Consider the following 14,265-nt stretch of genomic DNA (forward strand, 5'->3'; position numbering starts at 1 on the left):
GGCTTCCGGCCACACTGATTCAGAGCCCACCGGCAGATCGCTGTTCTCGCATGCTGCGGTGAACTCCCGACCGGTCGCCCTCGTCTACCGGCTCATAGCGCTGGCGGTCATCCTCACCGGCATCATCCGGCACGCCAACCTCCTGACCGGTGAGCCGTCGTGGACCACCGTGCTGTTCTACACGATGGTCAGCAATCTGCTGTGTCTGGCCTGGGTGCTGCTCCTCATCACCCGCACCATCCGAGACCTGCGTCAGAGCGGCCCGTCGGGCACTTCGACGCCCAGCGCCAGGGGCAGTGGAGCGGTGATGTTCGCGATCACCGTCACGATGCTGATCTATCTGATCGTGCTCGTGCCCACGAGGTTCGCCGACGGCGACGCCGAGATCTTCTCGCTCACCGACAACCTGATCCACATCATCACGCCTGTGCTGGTTATCGTCGACTGGCTGGTCTTCGTCCCGAAGGGTTCGTTCCGGTGGGTCGATCCGCTGCTGTGGACGCTCATCCCCTACGCGTATCTGACCTGGGCATTCGTCTATGGGGCGCTCGGCGGAGAGTTCACGCCCGGACAGGTGTATCCGTACCCGTTCATGGACGTCGACGCGCTCGGTCTCGTCGGCGTCGCCCAGTGGATCATCGCCCTGACGGTGGCTCTCGTCGCCGTCGGCTTCGTGTTCGTCATCATCGACCGTGCGCTCGGCTCGATCGCCCTGCGGGTCGCGCGACGCTGATCCCTCCCCTCTCCCGTCGGCGTCCCGTCGATTGCAGGCGTCCCCCGGTTCATCTGCAGGACTGCGGCACGGATGCAGGATCGAACGAGACTTCCCGCCCCGCATCCGCGCTCGGGTCCTGCAGACGTGTCGAGCCCGCCGCCTCAGTTGATGATCTCGGCGCGCTCGTCGGCATGGAGTGCCGCGATCCGCTCCCGCCAGGCGGCGAGCGCCTCCGGTGAGAGGCGGGTCCAGTCGAGCACTTCGCGGACGACCCTCAGCGGCGCAGCGCTGCGATAGGAGCGGGTCGGATTGCCGGGGAACTTCTTGTCGGTCACGTTCGGGTCGTCCTCGAACGCTCCGGTCGGCTCGACCTCGTACACGCGGGGCTCACGATCTCCCGGGGCGAGCTCCGCGGCGAGACCCGCACCATCGGCCACGGCCGTGAAGTAGATGTGATTCATCACGATCTCGGGGCGGTAGTTGGAGGCGAAACCTGCCGTGAGGAGATCCCTCGGGCGCAGTTCCGCCTTGGTGCCGTGGAAGAAGGGACCGTCATCCAGTGCGTCGCTCACCGGCACAGCCTACGACTGCTCCGGACGCCACGAAAGGCCGCTGTGTCCGGGCACGCGATCTCTGCTTCGGGAGGAGTTCTGTGCCTGGGGAGGACGAATCCTGGGATTCTCTCCTCCCGAAGCGCAGAACTCCTCCCGACGGAGCGCCCGCCTCAGTCGCCGGAGCGACGCGTGCCGACACCCGGCTCGTCGTTGTGGATGGACTCGTCCTGCACGGACGACTCGGACGACGGGTCCACGCGCACCGCACCGGAGCCACCCGAATCGGCACCCGCGTTTCCGGCGGGTGTCTCGCCGACCTGATCGGGGTCATCCGCGTTGCGGTCCTCGATGAGCGCGGCGATCCCCTCCTCGGAGGGCTCGGCTCCCCCGAGATCGTGACCGGGCTCTTCGCCGCGACCGCTCACTCGGTGCCGTCCCGCAGATCCGACGGCGCGTCGCCGCTGTGCGGCAGTCCTTCGTCTTCCGGGGCGAGATCGCCCTGCCCGTCCTCGCCGAGTTCGGCCTCGAGCGGTTCGTCGCCCTGTGTCTCAGGCTGTGAGGTGTCGGTGGGGAATGTGCCGTCGGTGAAGTCGTCGACCGGGGGTACTCCCGGCATGTTCGGCGGGAAGCTGTTGGCGAATGCGTCGATGTTCGACATGGTGCCCTCCTCTGATTCGTCCGGATCATCATGATCCGTCGGATCCGCGGCGAGCGCAGGGCGGTTGACAGCTGACCTCGCGGCGGGGAGGATTCCGCCCGTCTGCACGGGTACGGGTACAGGTTCGGGTACAGGTTCGGGTTCGGATCGAACTCAGCCAGGCAGACCGAGCGCGCGCAGCACACCATCGACGTGAACATCGATCTCGGCTGGAGTCGGGGGTTCGGCCAGGCCCAGCAGTCGACGTCGATGGGGTTCGCCGAGCAGCGCGGTGAAGAGCGTCTCCGCGGTCACCACGGCATCCGCCGGCAGATGCGACGCGAGGAAGCCCTGAGCGCGCCCTGGTCCCTCGTCATAGAACTCCACAGCGAGAGACGGATGCCGGCCAGCGGCGGCGATGATCGCGCGGTGGATGCCGATCGCCTCGTCTCCGAGCAGATGCGCCAGGATCGCTCGGGATGCGGATCGCAGGTCGTCTCCCGCGTCCCCGGCCTCGCCGAGATAGGAGTGCTGTCTGCGGATCGCCGCCCGCACGAGGCCGGCGCGGTCGCCGAACACTCCGTACAGCGTGCGCTTGGCGACGTGCGCGTCGGCGGCGACGCGATCGAAGATCAGCGCCTCGAAGCCCTCATCGCTGAGAAGTGCGACCACGACGTCGACCACTCGCTCGTCTCGGGCGGTCGCCTCGTCGGCGGAGGGCCGACCTCGTTTTCCCGTCATAGGATGACTCTAGCAATAATGCTACGAGTTCGTTTCATTTAGGGAGTCCGTCATGTCCGACCTGATCCACCACATCGCCATCCAGGACGACTGGGAGATGAGCCGAGCGTTCGGCGAGTACGTCGTCGCGACGCGCGGCATCCATCTCGACGACGAGGGGTTCATCCATGCGACGACCGCGGACCGCCTCGATGACGTGCTCGCCGCCCGCTTCAGCGACCTCACGCTCCCCCTCCTCGACATCGCGATCAGTCCCGACGGTCTGGCCGCCGAGGGCATCGCCGTCGAGTGGGTCGATGGCCACGCGCACATCCTCGGCGCCCTCCCTATGACGAGCGGTGTGGTGGCCTCGGAGACGCCCATCGCGCGCTGACTCGAGGGAGCGGCCGGATACTCGATGCCGCTGACGCCTACTCGATCTGGCCGATGGGCTCGCGCTTCTCGGCCTGGAACTGATCTTCAGCACGGCCACGTGCCCAGTAGGCCGAGATCGACAGCGACTCTCGTGGCACGTCGCGTTGCTTCAGCAGTGCCCGGACGGCCTTGATGGTGCCGCGCTCGCCGTGCGCGAAGACTCCTGGGTGACCCGCAGCCCAGGGCAGCTCGGCGAGAACGGCCAGCAGTTCGTCATCCGTGTCGGTCCATCGGACCCTCATGCCGGCCGGCACCTCGGGCAAGAGGCGATCGGCGGGGTCGGCGACGGTGAGGATGACGTAGCCGACGGCATCCGCATCCATCGCCTCGACAGCCGAGGAGATCGCGGGGAGGGCCGTGTGGTCGCCGATGAGCAGATGCCAGGGAGTTCCGGGCTCCGGCAGGTACCCGCCGCCGGCACCGCTGACGACGAGAGTGTCGCCGACCTGCGCCGACCGGGCCCACGGGCCCGCGACCCCCTCGTCACCGTGCACGACGAAGTCGATCACGAGGCGCTGCTGCTCGGCATCCGCCGCGCGCACCGTGTACGTCCGCCGGGTGGGGAGCTTCTCCGGGCTCTCCTCCCGCAGCTGCCCGAGATCGTAGGGAGGAGTGAGCCCGTGACGAGGGTCTGCGAACAGGATCTTCACGTACTTGTCGGCGAAGACGTTGTCAGTGAAGGCCTCATACCCGTCGCCTCCGGCCGTGATGCGCACGAGGTCAGGGCTCACCTGCTCCACCTGTTGCACGCTGAGCACGGCTTGGCTGGGGGTTCGGCGAGGCTGCTCCGGCATGTGCGTCTCCTGACGGTGAGGAACGAAGTCCCCTCCAGTCTGCCTGCCGCAGCCTGGGGCGAGGGCCGCTCAGCCGGCGCAGAGGTCGGTGTCGGCGCTGCGGTTGACCGCGTCGACCGGCCGTGGCGGCACCGGGGTCGCGTTGGGCTGCGAGACGAGCGCTTCGTAGTCGGCGCCGAGCAGCAGCTGCACTCCGTCGACCTCTCCGACCTGAACCGTCACCGCGAGGCCGAGTTCTGCGGCGAGCGCCTGTGCCGTCTGCTGGGCGTCGGGGGTGTCCGCGGCGGTGATCGTCGTCAGGTCGACCGGGTCGGCATTGGCGATGCCGGCGACGGTGTATCCGTAGCCGGTGGCGTCCTCCGAGACGCGGGATGCCAGCCCGCTCACGCCGGCCCCGTTGAGGATCTGCACGGGAGCCGTGCGCACGGTGGGCGCTGGCTGCACCTCGTCGGTGGTCAGCACGATCGGCACGTCGTCGATCAGCGCGCGGAAGATGACATCGGCATCGGCGGTGGGCACGACGCGGTTGGGATCCTCCGGTGCCTCGGTCGTCGGCATGGTGACGAACGTGACGCTGCTCAGCGGGACATTCGCGACCCGCGCGGCGAGGCCCGCCAGATCGGTCAGCGCGCCGAGTCCCGGGTCGACGGTCATCGATGATGTGACGGCGTCGAGGAACGCGTAGAGACGATCGGGGCGCACCAGCACGTCGGACTTCGTGGCCTTCTGCACGATCGCCGAGAGCACCATCTGCTGATGCCCGAGTCGAGCGATGTCGCTCTCTTCGGCGAGCGCGTGCCGGGTGCGAGCGAGGGCGAGCGCCTGGTCGCCGTTGATCGACTGTGCGCCGGCCGGCAGATCGAGCCGCGCGTGTCCGTCCTGCAGGGGTTCGGGCAGGCACACGTCGATGCCGCCCATCGCGTCGACCATGCCGATGAACCCCTCGAAGTCCATCTGCACGAAGTGGTCGATGCGCAGGCCGGTCAGCTGCTCGACCGCTGCGACGGAGCAGGCCGGCCCGTATTGCAGGGCCGAGTTCAGCATCCCCCACCCGCCGCCGTAAGACCCGCGTCCGTTGTCGTCGCACGCGGGCAGGTCGCCGAGGGTGTCGCGCGGAAGCTGCACGGCGTCGATCCGGGTGTTGTCGCTCGAGATGTGAGCGACGACCATCGCATCGCTGCGCTCACTGCCGTCGTCTTCGCCGAAGCCTTCCGACTCGAGCGCCCTCGAGTCGGATCCGAGCAGCAGGATGTTCAGGTCTCCCGTCGCGAGTTCGGGCTCGGTCTCTCCGGTGTCGGAGCGGATCGGAGCGGTCGTGACGTTTCCCTGCAGCTGCGCGTAGGCGACCGCGCCGACGGCGACGAGCGCCGCGACGACCGCGACGCTGATCCACCCGATCACCCGACCACGCCGTCGGCGAGGTCGGGTGACGGGTCCGGACTCGGGCGACAGGTCGCTCTGGTCGTCGCTGGGGGAGGATGCTGGCGGTCTCACCTGCTCACACCATCACGACTCGGGCCCGACGACGAACACGTGGGGGCGGCGAGTCCTGCGAGGGTGCTGTGAGCTGACGGTCTCACACCGTGACGTAACCGCGTGAGGAGTCGTCGTGGACGAGGCGGTAGTCCGGACCCGCTCCGCGGTGATCGGCCAGGCTCCACACCCGCGCAGATCTCGTCTGGTCGGCGGACGTGGCACCGTATTCGAGCACGAGCGCACTCGGCATCCGCCCGTCGCGGTACTCGCCGACGAAGTAGCGCGGGTTGCCCAGACCGCCCGAGTCCACCCGCCCGACGAACTGACCGTCCTCGGTCACGCGAGGCGGGGCGACGAGCAGGTCGGCGGACGTGATGCGCTGCACGGCCTCGTGCTGGGCGAAGGCCGACAGCGAGAGAGGAACGATCGATGCGAGTCCCATTCAGATCACACTCGCCGTCGAGTCGCGGCGCGACGATCGTCCGCCCAGGTCCTGAGCCCATGCCCGGGTGTCGGCCAGCCCGCGCTCGTCGAGGTACGCGCGGATCACGTCGTGGACGAGGCGGATCTGCGCCTCCGCCCCCATAGCGGCCTGCATCATGTCGACCTTCGGTGCGGGGGCTCCGTCGATCCGTTCGAGCGCCTCGCGGATGATCCGCTCCCGGCCTGCGCGCCCCATGGATTCCTCCATCGACACGGTCTGGCGTGGGTACTCTGGGGCGTGTTCGTGACTCATGCGAGCCTCCTCAGTCAGGGATGGTGGTGTCTCACGGACAGTGGTGCCGGGGCTGCAACCCCGGCACCACGTTGTCCCTCCACCGTACCTTATTTTGAGTTATTCAAAATAACTGGAAGCGATCGGCGCGTCCATCACCCGCGGTGAGTAGCCTTCATCCATGACTTTCCACATCGAGCACACCCTCGACGGCCGCCACACGAGCACCGGCAGCTACGACTCTCTCGGCGCGGCAGTGATCGCGGCGCTGGGCGTGAAGCGGGCGCCCGTTCTCGTCGTCGACGACTCCGCCACCGGAGATGCGGATGCTGTCGCCGTCGTCCTGAAGAAGGGCGAGGTGCTCACCGCAACGGCCGAGCCCGAGTGGTGGGGTCGGCTGAAGACGCCATCGCGGCAGAAGCTCCTCGCCGGCGGACGACTCGACGCCGCGGTCGTCACTGACATCACGGATGCCGGTGGCGCTGTGGCCGCGACCGCGTGGGAGAGCGGCCCCGTCGACGAGTGGGAGCTGACCCCGGCATCCGACCACGACTGGGTGCGCTTCGAAGCGGCACGGCGGTCGATCCGCGGCTGACGCGCTTCCCACGCATGCGAAAGGCCCGGTTTCCTCGAGAGGAACCGGGCCTTTTCACATCTACTTCTCGCTGTGCGCGAGGGGGGACTTGAACCCCCACGTCCATAAGGACACTGGCACCTGAAGCCAGCGCGTCTACCATTCCGCCACTCGCGCGAGTATGTCGGGCTCCGAAGAACTCAACTTCCCAAAGATATCACGCGTTTCGCCCCACCAAGAAACCGGGGCCACATCGGGCGCAGCACCCTCGGGCGGACTTCTCCCTGATGGGCGGAGCCTCGGCCGTCATACGACCGCCCCACGCGGAGTTTTCCTCCCGACGGGATGGACTCGCACGCGTCTCCCCTCCCCCCACTCCCCCGGATTCTCGGCGCTTTCCCGCTTCGCGAGGGCGTTCACTCAGCACACCTGGCTACGATGTCCGTACCGGTCGGTATGCCAGAGGAGCCCAGTGGGACTACTTGACAGCTTTGAGAAGGGTCTCGAGCGCGCTGTGAACAGCGCCTTCGCGAAGACCTTCCGCAGCGGCATCCAGCCCGTGGAGATCGCTTCGGCCCTTCGGCGCGAAGCGGACACCAAAGCGGCTGTGGTGAGCAGGGACCGCATCATCGCGCCCAACAACTTCGTCGTGCGCCTCAGCACCGACGACGCCGAGCGGATGCAGGGCCTCGGCGGCGCCCTCACCGATGAGCTCCACGCGCTTCTCTCCAAGCACGCGAAGGCGCAGGGCTACAGCTTCTCCGGCCCGCTCTCGATCTCACTCGAAGGCGACGACAAGATCGCCACCGGCACGATCAACGTCAGCTCGGGCACGGTCGAGGGTCGCGTCAACTGGCAGGCCGTGATCGACGTCGACGGCCGTCGCCACTCTCTCACCCGCGCGCGCACGGTCATCGGCCGGGGGACGGATGCCGACATCACGATCGCCGACGCCGGATCCAGCCGCAAGCACGTCGAGGTCCTCTGGGACGGCGAGCGGGCCATGATGCGCGACCTCGGCTCGACCAACGGCACCAAGGTCGACGGTCAGAAGGTTCGCGAAGCGGCGCTGCCCTCCGAGACCACCATGACCATCGGACGCACCGACCTGGTGTTCCGCATCGTTCCCGTCGCCACTCCGTCACGCCCGCCGCGGCCGCGCGATGACGACGCGACCCGCGCGTTCGGAGCCATCTCGTGAGCACTCCCAGCGAGCTCGTCCTGCTCCTGCTGCGCGTCGGCTTCCTGCTGATCCTGTGGTTCTTCGTGTTCGGAGTCGTCTACTCGCTGCGCGCCGACCTGTTCGGCATGAAGGTGCGCAAGCTCCCCGCCGAAGCCGCTGCCGCCATGCCCGCCCCGGCGCAGGCACCCGCGTCGGCCCCGGCGCCTCGCTCCGCCTCGTCGAAGCCCAGCACCGGCCCCGCGACGGTGGCGACGGCCAAGCGACTCGTGATCACCTCCGGGCCGAAGGCGGGGCTCGAACTCCCCCTCGGCTCTGAGACGCTGACGATCGGCCGCTCGAGCGAGTCGGCTCTCGTGATCCGCGACGACTACACCTCCAGCCACCACGCGCGCCTGCTGCTCCGAGGCGACAGCTGGGCCATCCAGGACCTCGACTCGACCAACGGCACGTACGTCGCCGGTCAGCGGGTGACCGGCGGCCCGGTCGGCCTCGCCCTCGGCACCCCGATCAAGGTGGGCGCCACGACCTTCGAGCTGCGAGCCTGACCCCGGCATGGTCTTCGAAGGCTCGAGCGCCGCGATCTCCCACACCGGGAAGGTCCGCTCCAACAACCAGGACTCCGGATACTCCGGAGCGAATCTGTTCGTCGTCGCCGACGGCATGGGCGGCCACGCGGGCGGCGACGTCGCCTCGAGCATCGCGATCCACCGCCTCGAGCCGCTCGATCAGCCCTACACGTCGGTCGAAGACGCGCAGGCCTCCCTGCAGGCCGCAGCCACCACCGCAGCGGGCGACCTGATCCGCGCCGCCAAGGATCGCCCGGAACTCGCCGGCCTCGGAACCACGCTCAGCGCGATCATCATGGTCGACGACTACGCGGTCATCGGCCACATCGGCGACTCGCGCATCTACCTCTATCGCGACGATGCGGTCACCCAGATCACCGCCGACCACACCTTCGTGCAGCGACTCGTCGATTCGGGTCGCATCACTCCCGAAGAGGCGCGCTATCACCCGCGCCGCTCGGTCCTCATGCGCGTGCTCAGCGACATGGACGCCGATCCCGAGCTCGACATGTTCGTGATGCACACCCAGCCGGGCGACCGCTGGCTGCTGTGCTCCGACGGGCTCTCGGGGGTCGTCGACGAGGCGCACATCCTGAAGGCGATGCGCATGGGCATGGCGCCCGGGCGCACGGCCGACAACCTTCTGAAGCAGGCGCTCGACGGCGGTGCACCCGACAACGTGACGATCGTCCTCGTCGAGGTCGGCGGCCAGCACGCCATGCACTCCGGCACCGCGACGATCGTCGGGTCGGCGTCGAACCCCGCCAACATCACCGTGCCGCCCGTCCGCGCACCGCGCGGCAACTGGCTGCACCCTGTTCGACAGGCAGCGAACGACCCCAGCCACTTCGAGCCGGCCCCCGAGTACCTCGAGGAGCTCATCGAAGAAGACCGTCGCCGCGCCAAGCGCCGCCGCCTCGGCTGGATCGCCGGGATGCTGGTGGTCGTCGCGATGCTCGTGTTCGCCGCCTTCGCCGCCTACAGCTGGACCCAGACGCGCTACTTCGTCGGCGCCGACGAGGACAGCGTCGTGATCTATCAGGGCGTTCAGCAGAACATCGGCCCGATCACGCTGTCGACGCCGCTGCGCGACACCGACATCCTGCTCGCGAACCTGCCGCCGTATCAGCGCGATTCCGTCGAACGCACCATCACCGCTCGATCGTTCTCAGACGCCGAGGCGATCGTCACGCGACTCCAGGCCGGAGCCGACCGCGTGATCGGCGAGACTCCCCTGCCCACGCCCATGCCCACCGAGACGCCGACGGAGGATGCGGGATGAGCACCGACGTCACGGCCGACACGAGCGTCATCAAGGCCCTCAAGAAGATGCGGATGCCGCAGACGCAGCGCAACCGCGAGTTCTGGCTTCTGCTGTTCGCCGTCGCGATCAGCGGGGCTTCCCTCACGCTCGTGCAGCTCGGCGCGCTCGGTCTGATCGACCCGATGATCCTCGCGATCGGCGGTGGACTCGCCGTGCTGGCGTTCGCTGTGCACTTCGTGCTGCGGGCCGTGGCATCCGATGCCGACCCGTTCGTGCTTCCGATCGCCACGCTGCTGACCGGACTCGGCATCGCGATGATCTATCGCATCGACATCGCCGAGTCGCTGACCGGGTGGAACGCCTACTCGACGAAGCAGCTCGCGTGGACCGCGATCTCCCTCGCCGGTGCGATCACCGTCGTGATCATGCTGCGCAACTACCGGGTGCTGTTCCGCTACACGTACATCTTCGGCCTCTCCGGCATCCTGCTCCTGCTGCTGCCGTTCGTGCCCGGCCTGCGCATCCCCGACGCGAACGCCCAGGTGTGGGTGTCGCTCGGCGGCATGTTCGCGTTCCAGCCGGGCGAGCTCGCCAAGATCTGCCTCGCCATCTTCTTCGCCGGCTACCTGGTGCGCACCCGCGAGAGCCTCACGTCGGTGGGCACGAAGTTCCTCGGCATCACCTGGCCGCGCATGCGCGAGCTCGGGCCCGTACTCGTCGTGTGGGCGATCTCGCTGGGCATCATCGTGATCCAGCGCGACCTCGGCACCGGAACCCTCATCTTCGGCATGTTCGTCGCGATGCTCTACGTCGCCACCGGCAAGACCAGCTGGGTGCTCATCGGCCTCGGCCTCGTCGCGGCCGGAGTCGCGGTCGCCACGCAGATCCTCAGCTATGTGCAGGGCCGATTCACGAACTGGCTGTTCCTCTTCGACTCGGAGAAGGTCGACCCGGACGTCGCCGGATTCCAGCCCATGCAGGGGCTCTTCGGACTCGCGCACGGCGGGCTGCTCGGCACCGGATGGGGTCAGGGTCGCCCCGAGGTGACCCCGCTCGCGCACAGCGACTACATCATCACCAGCCTCGGTGAGGAGATCGGCCTGATCGGTCTGTTCGCCATCCTCTGCCTCTACATGGTGTTCGTCAGCCGCGGCGTGCGCATCGGGCTCGCGGGGCAGGACGACTTCGGCAAGCTGCTCGCCATCGGCCTCTCGTTCACCATCGCACTGCAGGTGTTCATCATGGTCGGCGGTGTGACCCGGCTCATCCCCCTCACCGGTCTGACCACCCCGTTCCTCGCCGCCGGCGGCTCGTCGCTCGTGGCCAACTGGCTCATCGTCGCGATCCTGCTGCGCATCTCCGACGGCGTCCGCAGCCAACCCCGGGCGGTGATCGGCTGACATGACCAAAGAGCTCCGCCGTCTCAGCATCGTGATGCTGTTCATGTTCCTGTCGCTGTTCGCCGCGACCAGCTGGATCCAGGTCGTCGAGGCCGATTCTCTGGCGCAGAACCCGAACAACAGGCGCACGCTGCTCGACAGCTATGAGATCCAGCGAGGATCGATCATCGTCGACGACGTCGCCATCGCATCCTCGACGCCGTCAGACGACCGCTACCAGTTCCAGCGCACCTACACCGATGCCGCGATGTGGGCGCCCGTCACCGGGTACTTCAACCCCGCGCTGCAGTCCGCGACCGGGATCGAGCGGGCGATGAACTCCGACCTCTCCGGCACCGGCTCGAATGCATTCTTCGCCGAGATCGAGCGCATCCTCTCGGGCCAGCCGCAGAGCGGATTCAGCGTCGAGCTGACTCTCGACACCGCCGCGCAGCGAGCGGCCTACGAGGGCCTGCAGGGACTCAACGGCGCCGTCGTCGCGATCGAGCCGAAGACCGGGCGCATCCTCGCACTGGTGTCGACCCCCGGGTTCGACACCAACCAGCTCGCGACGCACGACGCGGATGCCGCGAACGCGACCTACGATCAGCTCGACGAAGACCCCACGAAGCCCCTCTCGAACCGGGCGATCGCCGGCGACCTCAACCCTCCCGGCTCGACGTTCAAGCTCGTCGTGGCGGCCGCGGCCTACGCGTCGGGCAACTGGACACCCGACTCGACGCTCCCGAACCCGGCCCGCTACCAGCTGCCCGGCTCGACGAACACGGTCGCGAACGCGTGGGGCGGCACGTGCGGCAGTGGAGACACCGTGACGATCTCCGAAGCCATCCGCCTGAGCTGCAACATCCCGATGGCCGAGCTCGCCGTCGAGCTCGGCGATGACGCGATCCGCGAGATGGCGGAGAAGTTCGGGTTCAACCGGAGCTTCTCGACGCCGCTCGAATCGACTCCGTCGAGCTACCCGCGTGCCCTCGACGACGCGCAGACCGCCCTCACCGGATTCGGCCAGGGACAGGTCACCGCGACGCCGCTGCAGATCGCGATGGTGGCTGCCGGCATCGCGAACGACGGCGTCGTGATGAACCCCCGTCTGGTAGACACGGTGATCGGCAACGACCTCTCGGTCATCCGTTCGTACGACGACACCCAGTTCGGTCAGACGACCGATGCGACGATCGCCGATCAGATCACGGCGTCGATGGTCGCGAGCGTCTCAAACGGCGCTGCGCAGGGTGCAAGAATAGACGGGGTCGATGTGGCTGGAAAGACAGGCACGACCGAAAACGGTAACAAGCCCTACACGTTGTGGTTCACCGGTTTCGCGCCGGCGGACGACCCGGAAGTGGCAGTAGCGGTCCTCGTCGAAGACGGCGGCGGACAAGGGCAGTCAGGATCCGGCGACACCATCGCCGCTCCGATTGCAAAGAAGGTCATAGAGGCGGTGCTGGGCAGATGAGACCGACGCAGGGTGTGTCGTTCGGTGGTCGCTACGAGCTGCAGTCGCGTATTGCGATCGGCGGCATGGGCGAGGTGTGGGAGGCGACGGATCACGTCATCGGCCGCACCGTGGCCATCAAGATCCTCAAGGACGAGTACATGGGGGACCCCGGGTTCCTCGAGCGGTTCCGCGCTGAGGCGCGCCATGCCGCCCTCGTCAACCACGAGGGCATCGCGAGCGTCTTCGACTACGGCGAGGAGAACGGCAGCGCCTACCTCGTCATGGAGCTCGTGCCCGGCGAGGCGCTCTCGACCGTGCTCGAGCGAGACGGCGCGCTGAGCGCCGACAAGACCCTCGACATCGTCGCGCAGACGGCATCCGCTCTGCAGGCCGCCCACGCGGCCGGTCTGGTGCACCGCGACATCAAACCCGGAAACCTGCTGATCACCCCGGACGGCCGCGTCAAGATCACCGACTTCGGCATCGCCCGCATCGCCGACCAGGTGCCGCTGACGGCCACCGGTCAGGTCATGGGCACCGTGCAGTACCTCTCGCCGGAGCAGGCCTCGGGACACCCGGCGTCTCCTGCGACCGACACGTACTCGCTCGGCATCGTCGCGTACGAGTGCCTCGCAGGCAAGCGCCCCTTCACGGGCGAGTCGCAGGTCGCGATCGCGATGGCGCAGATCAACGAGCAGCCTCCGCCGCTGCCGCCGACCGTGCCGATCCCCGTGCAGAACCTCGTCATGGCGATGATCGCCAAGAAGCCTGCCGACCGGCCCTCGTCTTCGGCGACCGTGGCTCGCGCCGCACAGGCGCTGCGCCGAGGAGACCTGAACTCCGCGGCGATCGCCGTGCCCGCCATCGCGACCGGCGGGGTGGCATCGGACGACGCCACCCGGCTGCTCACGGCCTCGGGCGACGACGGCACGACGCGCATCCTCCCCACCACGGCTCAGCTGCCCACCGGCGAGCAGGCCGCAGAGGAGGCCGAGGCGAAGAAGAAGAAGCGCAGCCCGTGGACGTGGCCTCTCATCGCTCTCATCGCACTCCTGGTCATCGTGCTCGGTGGAACCGTGTTCGCGCTGATGAACCAGGGGGACCCCGAACCTGAGCCGACCCAGTCGGAGACGACCTCCCAGACGCCCAAGCCGACGCCGACCGAGACCGAGACGCCCGAGCCCGAGCTGGTCGACGTCGATGCGCTCGGCCTCGTCGGAATGCAGTGCGAGGCAGCGCAGGCCGCGGCGGTCAACGCCGGACTGCAGGCCGAGTGCACGGTGGGCAACACCATCGCTCCGAACGCGAATCAGGTCGGAACGGTCGAATCCGTCCAGCCCGGTGGAAACGTGCCCGAAGGCACGGTCATCACGCTGACCACGTTCAAGGAGCAGGTGAAGGTGGGCAAGCCCTCGGGCACCCCGACCATCGCCGGCACCGCCACCGAAGGCGTTCCCGTGACGCTCAACTGGCCGAGCTTCGAGTGCCCCTCCGGCACTCCGGCGCGATCGGCCTTCGAAGTGACGCTCACCAATGCGACCTTCTCGGGCGGCAACTCGGGTGAATCCATCCGCAGCTTCGGACCGAGCATCCTCTCGACGCAGATCATCCCCGGCACGGCCGGACAGACGATCACCGCCACGTTCCGCGTGTTCTGCGGAAGCGACATGCCGTCCGAGCAGTCGGATGCCATGCCGGGCGTCGCCATCCTGCCGGCCGCACCGGATCCCGGTGAGGGCGACACAGACGGCGGCGACTCAGGCGAATAACTCGCTCTCGCCATAGGCTAGAGCA

Annotated in this window: 17 protein-coding genes and 1 tRNA gene; 9 read left to right on the plus strand and 9 right to left on the minus strand. The window is 68.0% G+C overall.

Annotated features, from left to right (window positions below):
- Positions 1–58 precede the first annotated feature (58 nt).
- A complete protein-coding gene (locus tag ACIP5T_RS11830; protein ID WP_400863314.1) occupies positions 59–733 on the plus strand; it encodes a Pr6Pr family membrane protein in 675 nt (224 codons plus the stop codon).
- Positions 734–876: 143 nt separating this feature from the next.
- Here ACIP5T_RS11830 and arr read toward each other — a convergent pair whose 3' ends face one another.
- From arr to ACIP5T_RS11850, 4 genes are all read right to left on the minus strand, one after another.
- Positions 877–1,287, minus strand: a complete 411-nt coding sequence (gene arr, locus ACIP5T_RS11835; protein ID WP_400863316.1) for an NAD(+)--rifampin ADP-ribosyltransferase — start codon at positions 1,285–1,287, stop codon at positions 877–879.
- A 152-nt stretch (positions 1,288–1,439) separates the two neighbouring features.
- On the minus strand, positions 1,440–1,694 hold the full coding sequence (locus ACIP5T_RS11840) for a hypothetical protein (RefSeq protein WP_400863318.1): 255 nt from the start codon (positions 1,692–1,694) through the stop codon (positions 1,440–1,442).
- Positions 1,691–1,927: a hypothetical protein gene (locus ACIP5T_RS11845; RefSeq protein ID WP_042540995.1), complete on the minus strand. Its 237-nt coding sequence runs from the start codon at positions 1,925–1,927 to the stop codon at positions 1,691–1,693. The genes ACIP5T_RS11840 and ACIP5T_RS11845 overlap by 4 nt, the downstream gene beginning before the upstream one ends.
- Positions 1,928–2,080: 153 nt before the next feature.
- Complete coding sequence (locus tag ACIP5T_RS11850; protein ID WP_400863320.1) at positions 2,081–2,647, minus strand: TetR/AcrR family transcriptional regulator C-terminal domain-containing protein; 567 nt, start codon at positions 2,645–2,647, stop codon at positions 2,081–2,083.
- A 52-nt stretch (positions 2,648–2,699) separates the two neighbouring features.
- On the opposite strand from ACIP5T_RS11850, the gene ACIP5T_RS11855 reads away from it, so the two are divergent.
- Positions 2,700–3,020, plus strand: coding sequence for a DUF952 domain-containing protein (locus ACIP5T_RS11855; protein ID WP_400863322.1), 321 nt, complete (start codon positions 2,700–2,702; stop codon positions 3,018–3,020).
- A gap of 37 nt (positions 3,021–3,057) precedes the next feature.
- Here ACIP5T_RS11855 and ACIP5T_RS11860 read toward each other — a convergent pair whose 3' ends face one another.
- The 4 genes from ACIP5T_RS11860 to ACIP5T_RS11875 form a co-directional block, all read right to left on the minus strand.
- Positions 3,058–3,855 (minus strand): siderophore-interacting protein, encoded by a 798-nt coding sequence (locus ACIP5T_RS11860; RefSeq protein WP_400863324.1) that lies wholly within the window; start codon positions 3,853–3,855, stop codon positions 3,058–3,060.
- Positions 3,856–3,924: 69 nt separating this feature from the next.
- The gene (locus tag ACIP5T_RS11865; protein WP_400863326.1) at positions 3,925–5,349 is read right to left on the minus strand and encodes an LCP family protein; all 1,425 of its coding nucleotides are present in this window, start codon (positions 5,347–5,349) and stop codon (positions 3,925–3,927) included.
- 82 nt (positions 5,350–5,431) lie between these two features.
- The gene (locus tag ACIP5T_RS11870) at positions 5,432–5,773 is read right to left on the minus strand and encodes a hypothetical protein (protein ID WP_400863328.1); all 342 of its coding nucleotides are present in this window, start codon (positions 5,771–5,773) and stop codon (positions 5,432–5,434) included.
- The gene (locus tag ACIP5T_RS11875; protein ID WP_400863330.1) at positions 5,774–6,067 is read right to left on the minus strand and encodes a hypothetical protein; all 294 of its coding nucleotides are present in this window, start codon (positions 6,065–6,067) and stop codon (positions 5,774–5,776) included.
- Positions 6,068–6,227: 160 nt separating this feature from the next.
- On the opposite strand from ACIP5T_RS11875, the gene ACIP5T_RS11880 reads away from it, so the two are divergent.
- The gene (locus ACIP5T_RS11880; RefSeq protein ID WP_400863332.1) at positions 6,228–6,641 is read left to right on the plus strand and encodes a hypothetical protein; all 414 of its coding nucleotides are present in this window, start codon (positions 6,228–6,230) and stop codon (positions 6,639–6,641) included.
- A gap of 73 nt (positions 6,642–6,714) precedes the next feature.
- Here ACIP5T_RS11880 and ACIP5T_RS11885 read toward each other — a convergent pair.
- Positions 6,715–6,797 (minus strand) — tRNA-Leu (locus ACIP5T_RS11885).
- Positions 6,798–7,092: 295 nt separating this feature from the next.
- Between ACIP5T_RS11885 and ACIP5T_RS11890 the strand changes: the two genes are divergently transcribed.
- From ACIP5T_RS11890 to ACIP5T_RS11915, 6 genes are read left to right on the plus strand one after another with little or no spacing between them, the layout of a single operon-like run.
- Positions 7,093–7,821: an FhaA domain-containing protein gene (locus tag ACIP5T_RS11890; RefSeq protein WP_400863334.1), complete on the plus strand. Its 729-nt coding sequence runs from the start codon at positions 7,093–7,095 to the stop codon at positions 7,819–7,821.
- Entirely contained in the window at positions 7,818–8,348 is a 531-nt protein-coding gene (locus ACIP5T_RS11895; RefSeq protein WP_400863335.1) for an FHA domain-containing protein, read from the plus strand. Before ACIP5T_RS11890 ends, ACIP5T_RS11895 begins: the two co-directional genes overlap by 4 nt.
- 7 nt (positions 8,349–8,355) lie before the next feature.
- Entirely contained in the window at positions 8,356–9,651 is a 1,296-nt protein-coding gene (locus ACIP5T_RS11900; RefSeq protein ID WP_400863337.1) for a PP2C family protein-serine/threonine phosphatase, read from the plus strand.
- Complete coding sequence (locus ACIP5T_RS11905) at positions 9,648–11,033, plus strand: FtsW/RodA/SpoVE family cell cycle protein (RefSeq protein ID WP_400863338.1); 1,386 nt, start codon at positions 9,648–9,650, stop codon at positions 11,031–11,033. Before ACIP5T_RS11900 ends, ACIP5T_RS11905 begins: the two co-directional genes overlap by 4 nt.
- Position 11,034: 1 nt before the next feature.
- Positions 11,035–12,489, plus strand: coding sequence for a peptidoglycan D,D-transpeptidase FtsI family protein (locus ACIP5T_RS11910; protein WP_400863339.1), 1,455 nt, complete (start codon positions 11,035–11,037; stop codon positions 12,487–12,489).
- The gene (locus tag ACIP5T_RS11915; protein WP_400863341.1) at positions 12,486–14,240 is read left to right on the plus strand and encodes a serine/threonine-protein kinase; all 1,755 of its coding nucleotides are present in this window, start codon (positions 12,486–12,488) and stop codon (positions 14,238–14,240) included. Before ACIP5T_RS11910 ends, ACIP5T_RS11915 begins: the two co-directional genes overlap by 4 nt.
- Positions 14,241–14,265: the final 25 nt, after the last annotated feature.

It is taken from the genome of Microbacterium sp. NPDC088619 (assembly GCF_044752825.1).
Taxonomy (GTDB): Bacteria; Actinomycetota; Actinomycetes; order Actinomycetales; family Microbacteriaceae; genus Microbacterium.

Bases quoted from the DNA above. Each gene is read 5' to 3' on its own strand.
- ACIP5T_RS11870 (WP_400863328.1), bottom strand. From the start codon at position 5,773: ATGGGACTCGCATCGATCGTTCCTCTCTCGCTGTCGGCCTTCGCCCAG.
- ACIP5T_RS11860 (WP_400863324.1), bottom strand. From the start codon at position 3,855: ATGCCGGAGCAGCCTCGCCGAACCCCCAGCCAAGCCGTGCTCAGCGTG.
- ACIP5T_RS11855 (WP_400863322.1), top strand. From the start codon at position 2,700: ATGTCCGACCTGATCCACCACATCGCCATCCAGGACGACTGGGAGATG.
- ACIP5T_RS11910 (WP_400863339.1), top strand. From the start codon at position 11,035: ATGACCAAAGAGCTCCGCCGTCTCAGCATCGTGATGCTGTTCATGTTC.
- ACIP5T_RS11850 (WP_400863320.1), bottom strand. From the start codon at position 2,647: ATGACGGGAAAACGAGGTCGGCCCTCCGCCGACGAGGCGACCGCCCGA.
- ACIP5T_RS11845 (WP_042540995.1), bottom strand. From the start codon at position 1,927: ATGTCGAACATCGACGCATTCGCCAACAGCTTCCCGCCGAACATGCCG.
- ACIP5T_RS11875 (WP_400863330.1), bottom strand. From the start codon at position 6,067: ATGAGTCACGAACACGCCCCAGAGTACCCACGCCAGACCGTGTCGATG.
- ACIP5T_RS11900 (WP_400863337.1), top strand. From the start codon at position 8,356: ATGGTCTTCGAAGGCTCGAGCGCCGCGATCTCCCACACCGGGAAGGTC.
- ACIP5T_RS11880 (WP_400863332.1), top strand. From the start codon at position 6,228: ATGACTTTCCACATCGAGCACACCCTCGACGGCCGCCACACGAGCACC.
- ACIP5T_RS11915 (WP_400863341.1), top strand. From the start codon at position 12,486: ATGAGACCGACGCAGGGTGTGTCGTTCGGTGGTCGCTACGAGCTGCAG.
- ACIP5T_RS11905 (WP_400863338.1), top strand. From the start codon at position 9,648: ATGAGCACCGACGTCACGGCCGACACGAGCGTCATCAAGGCCCTCAAG.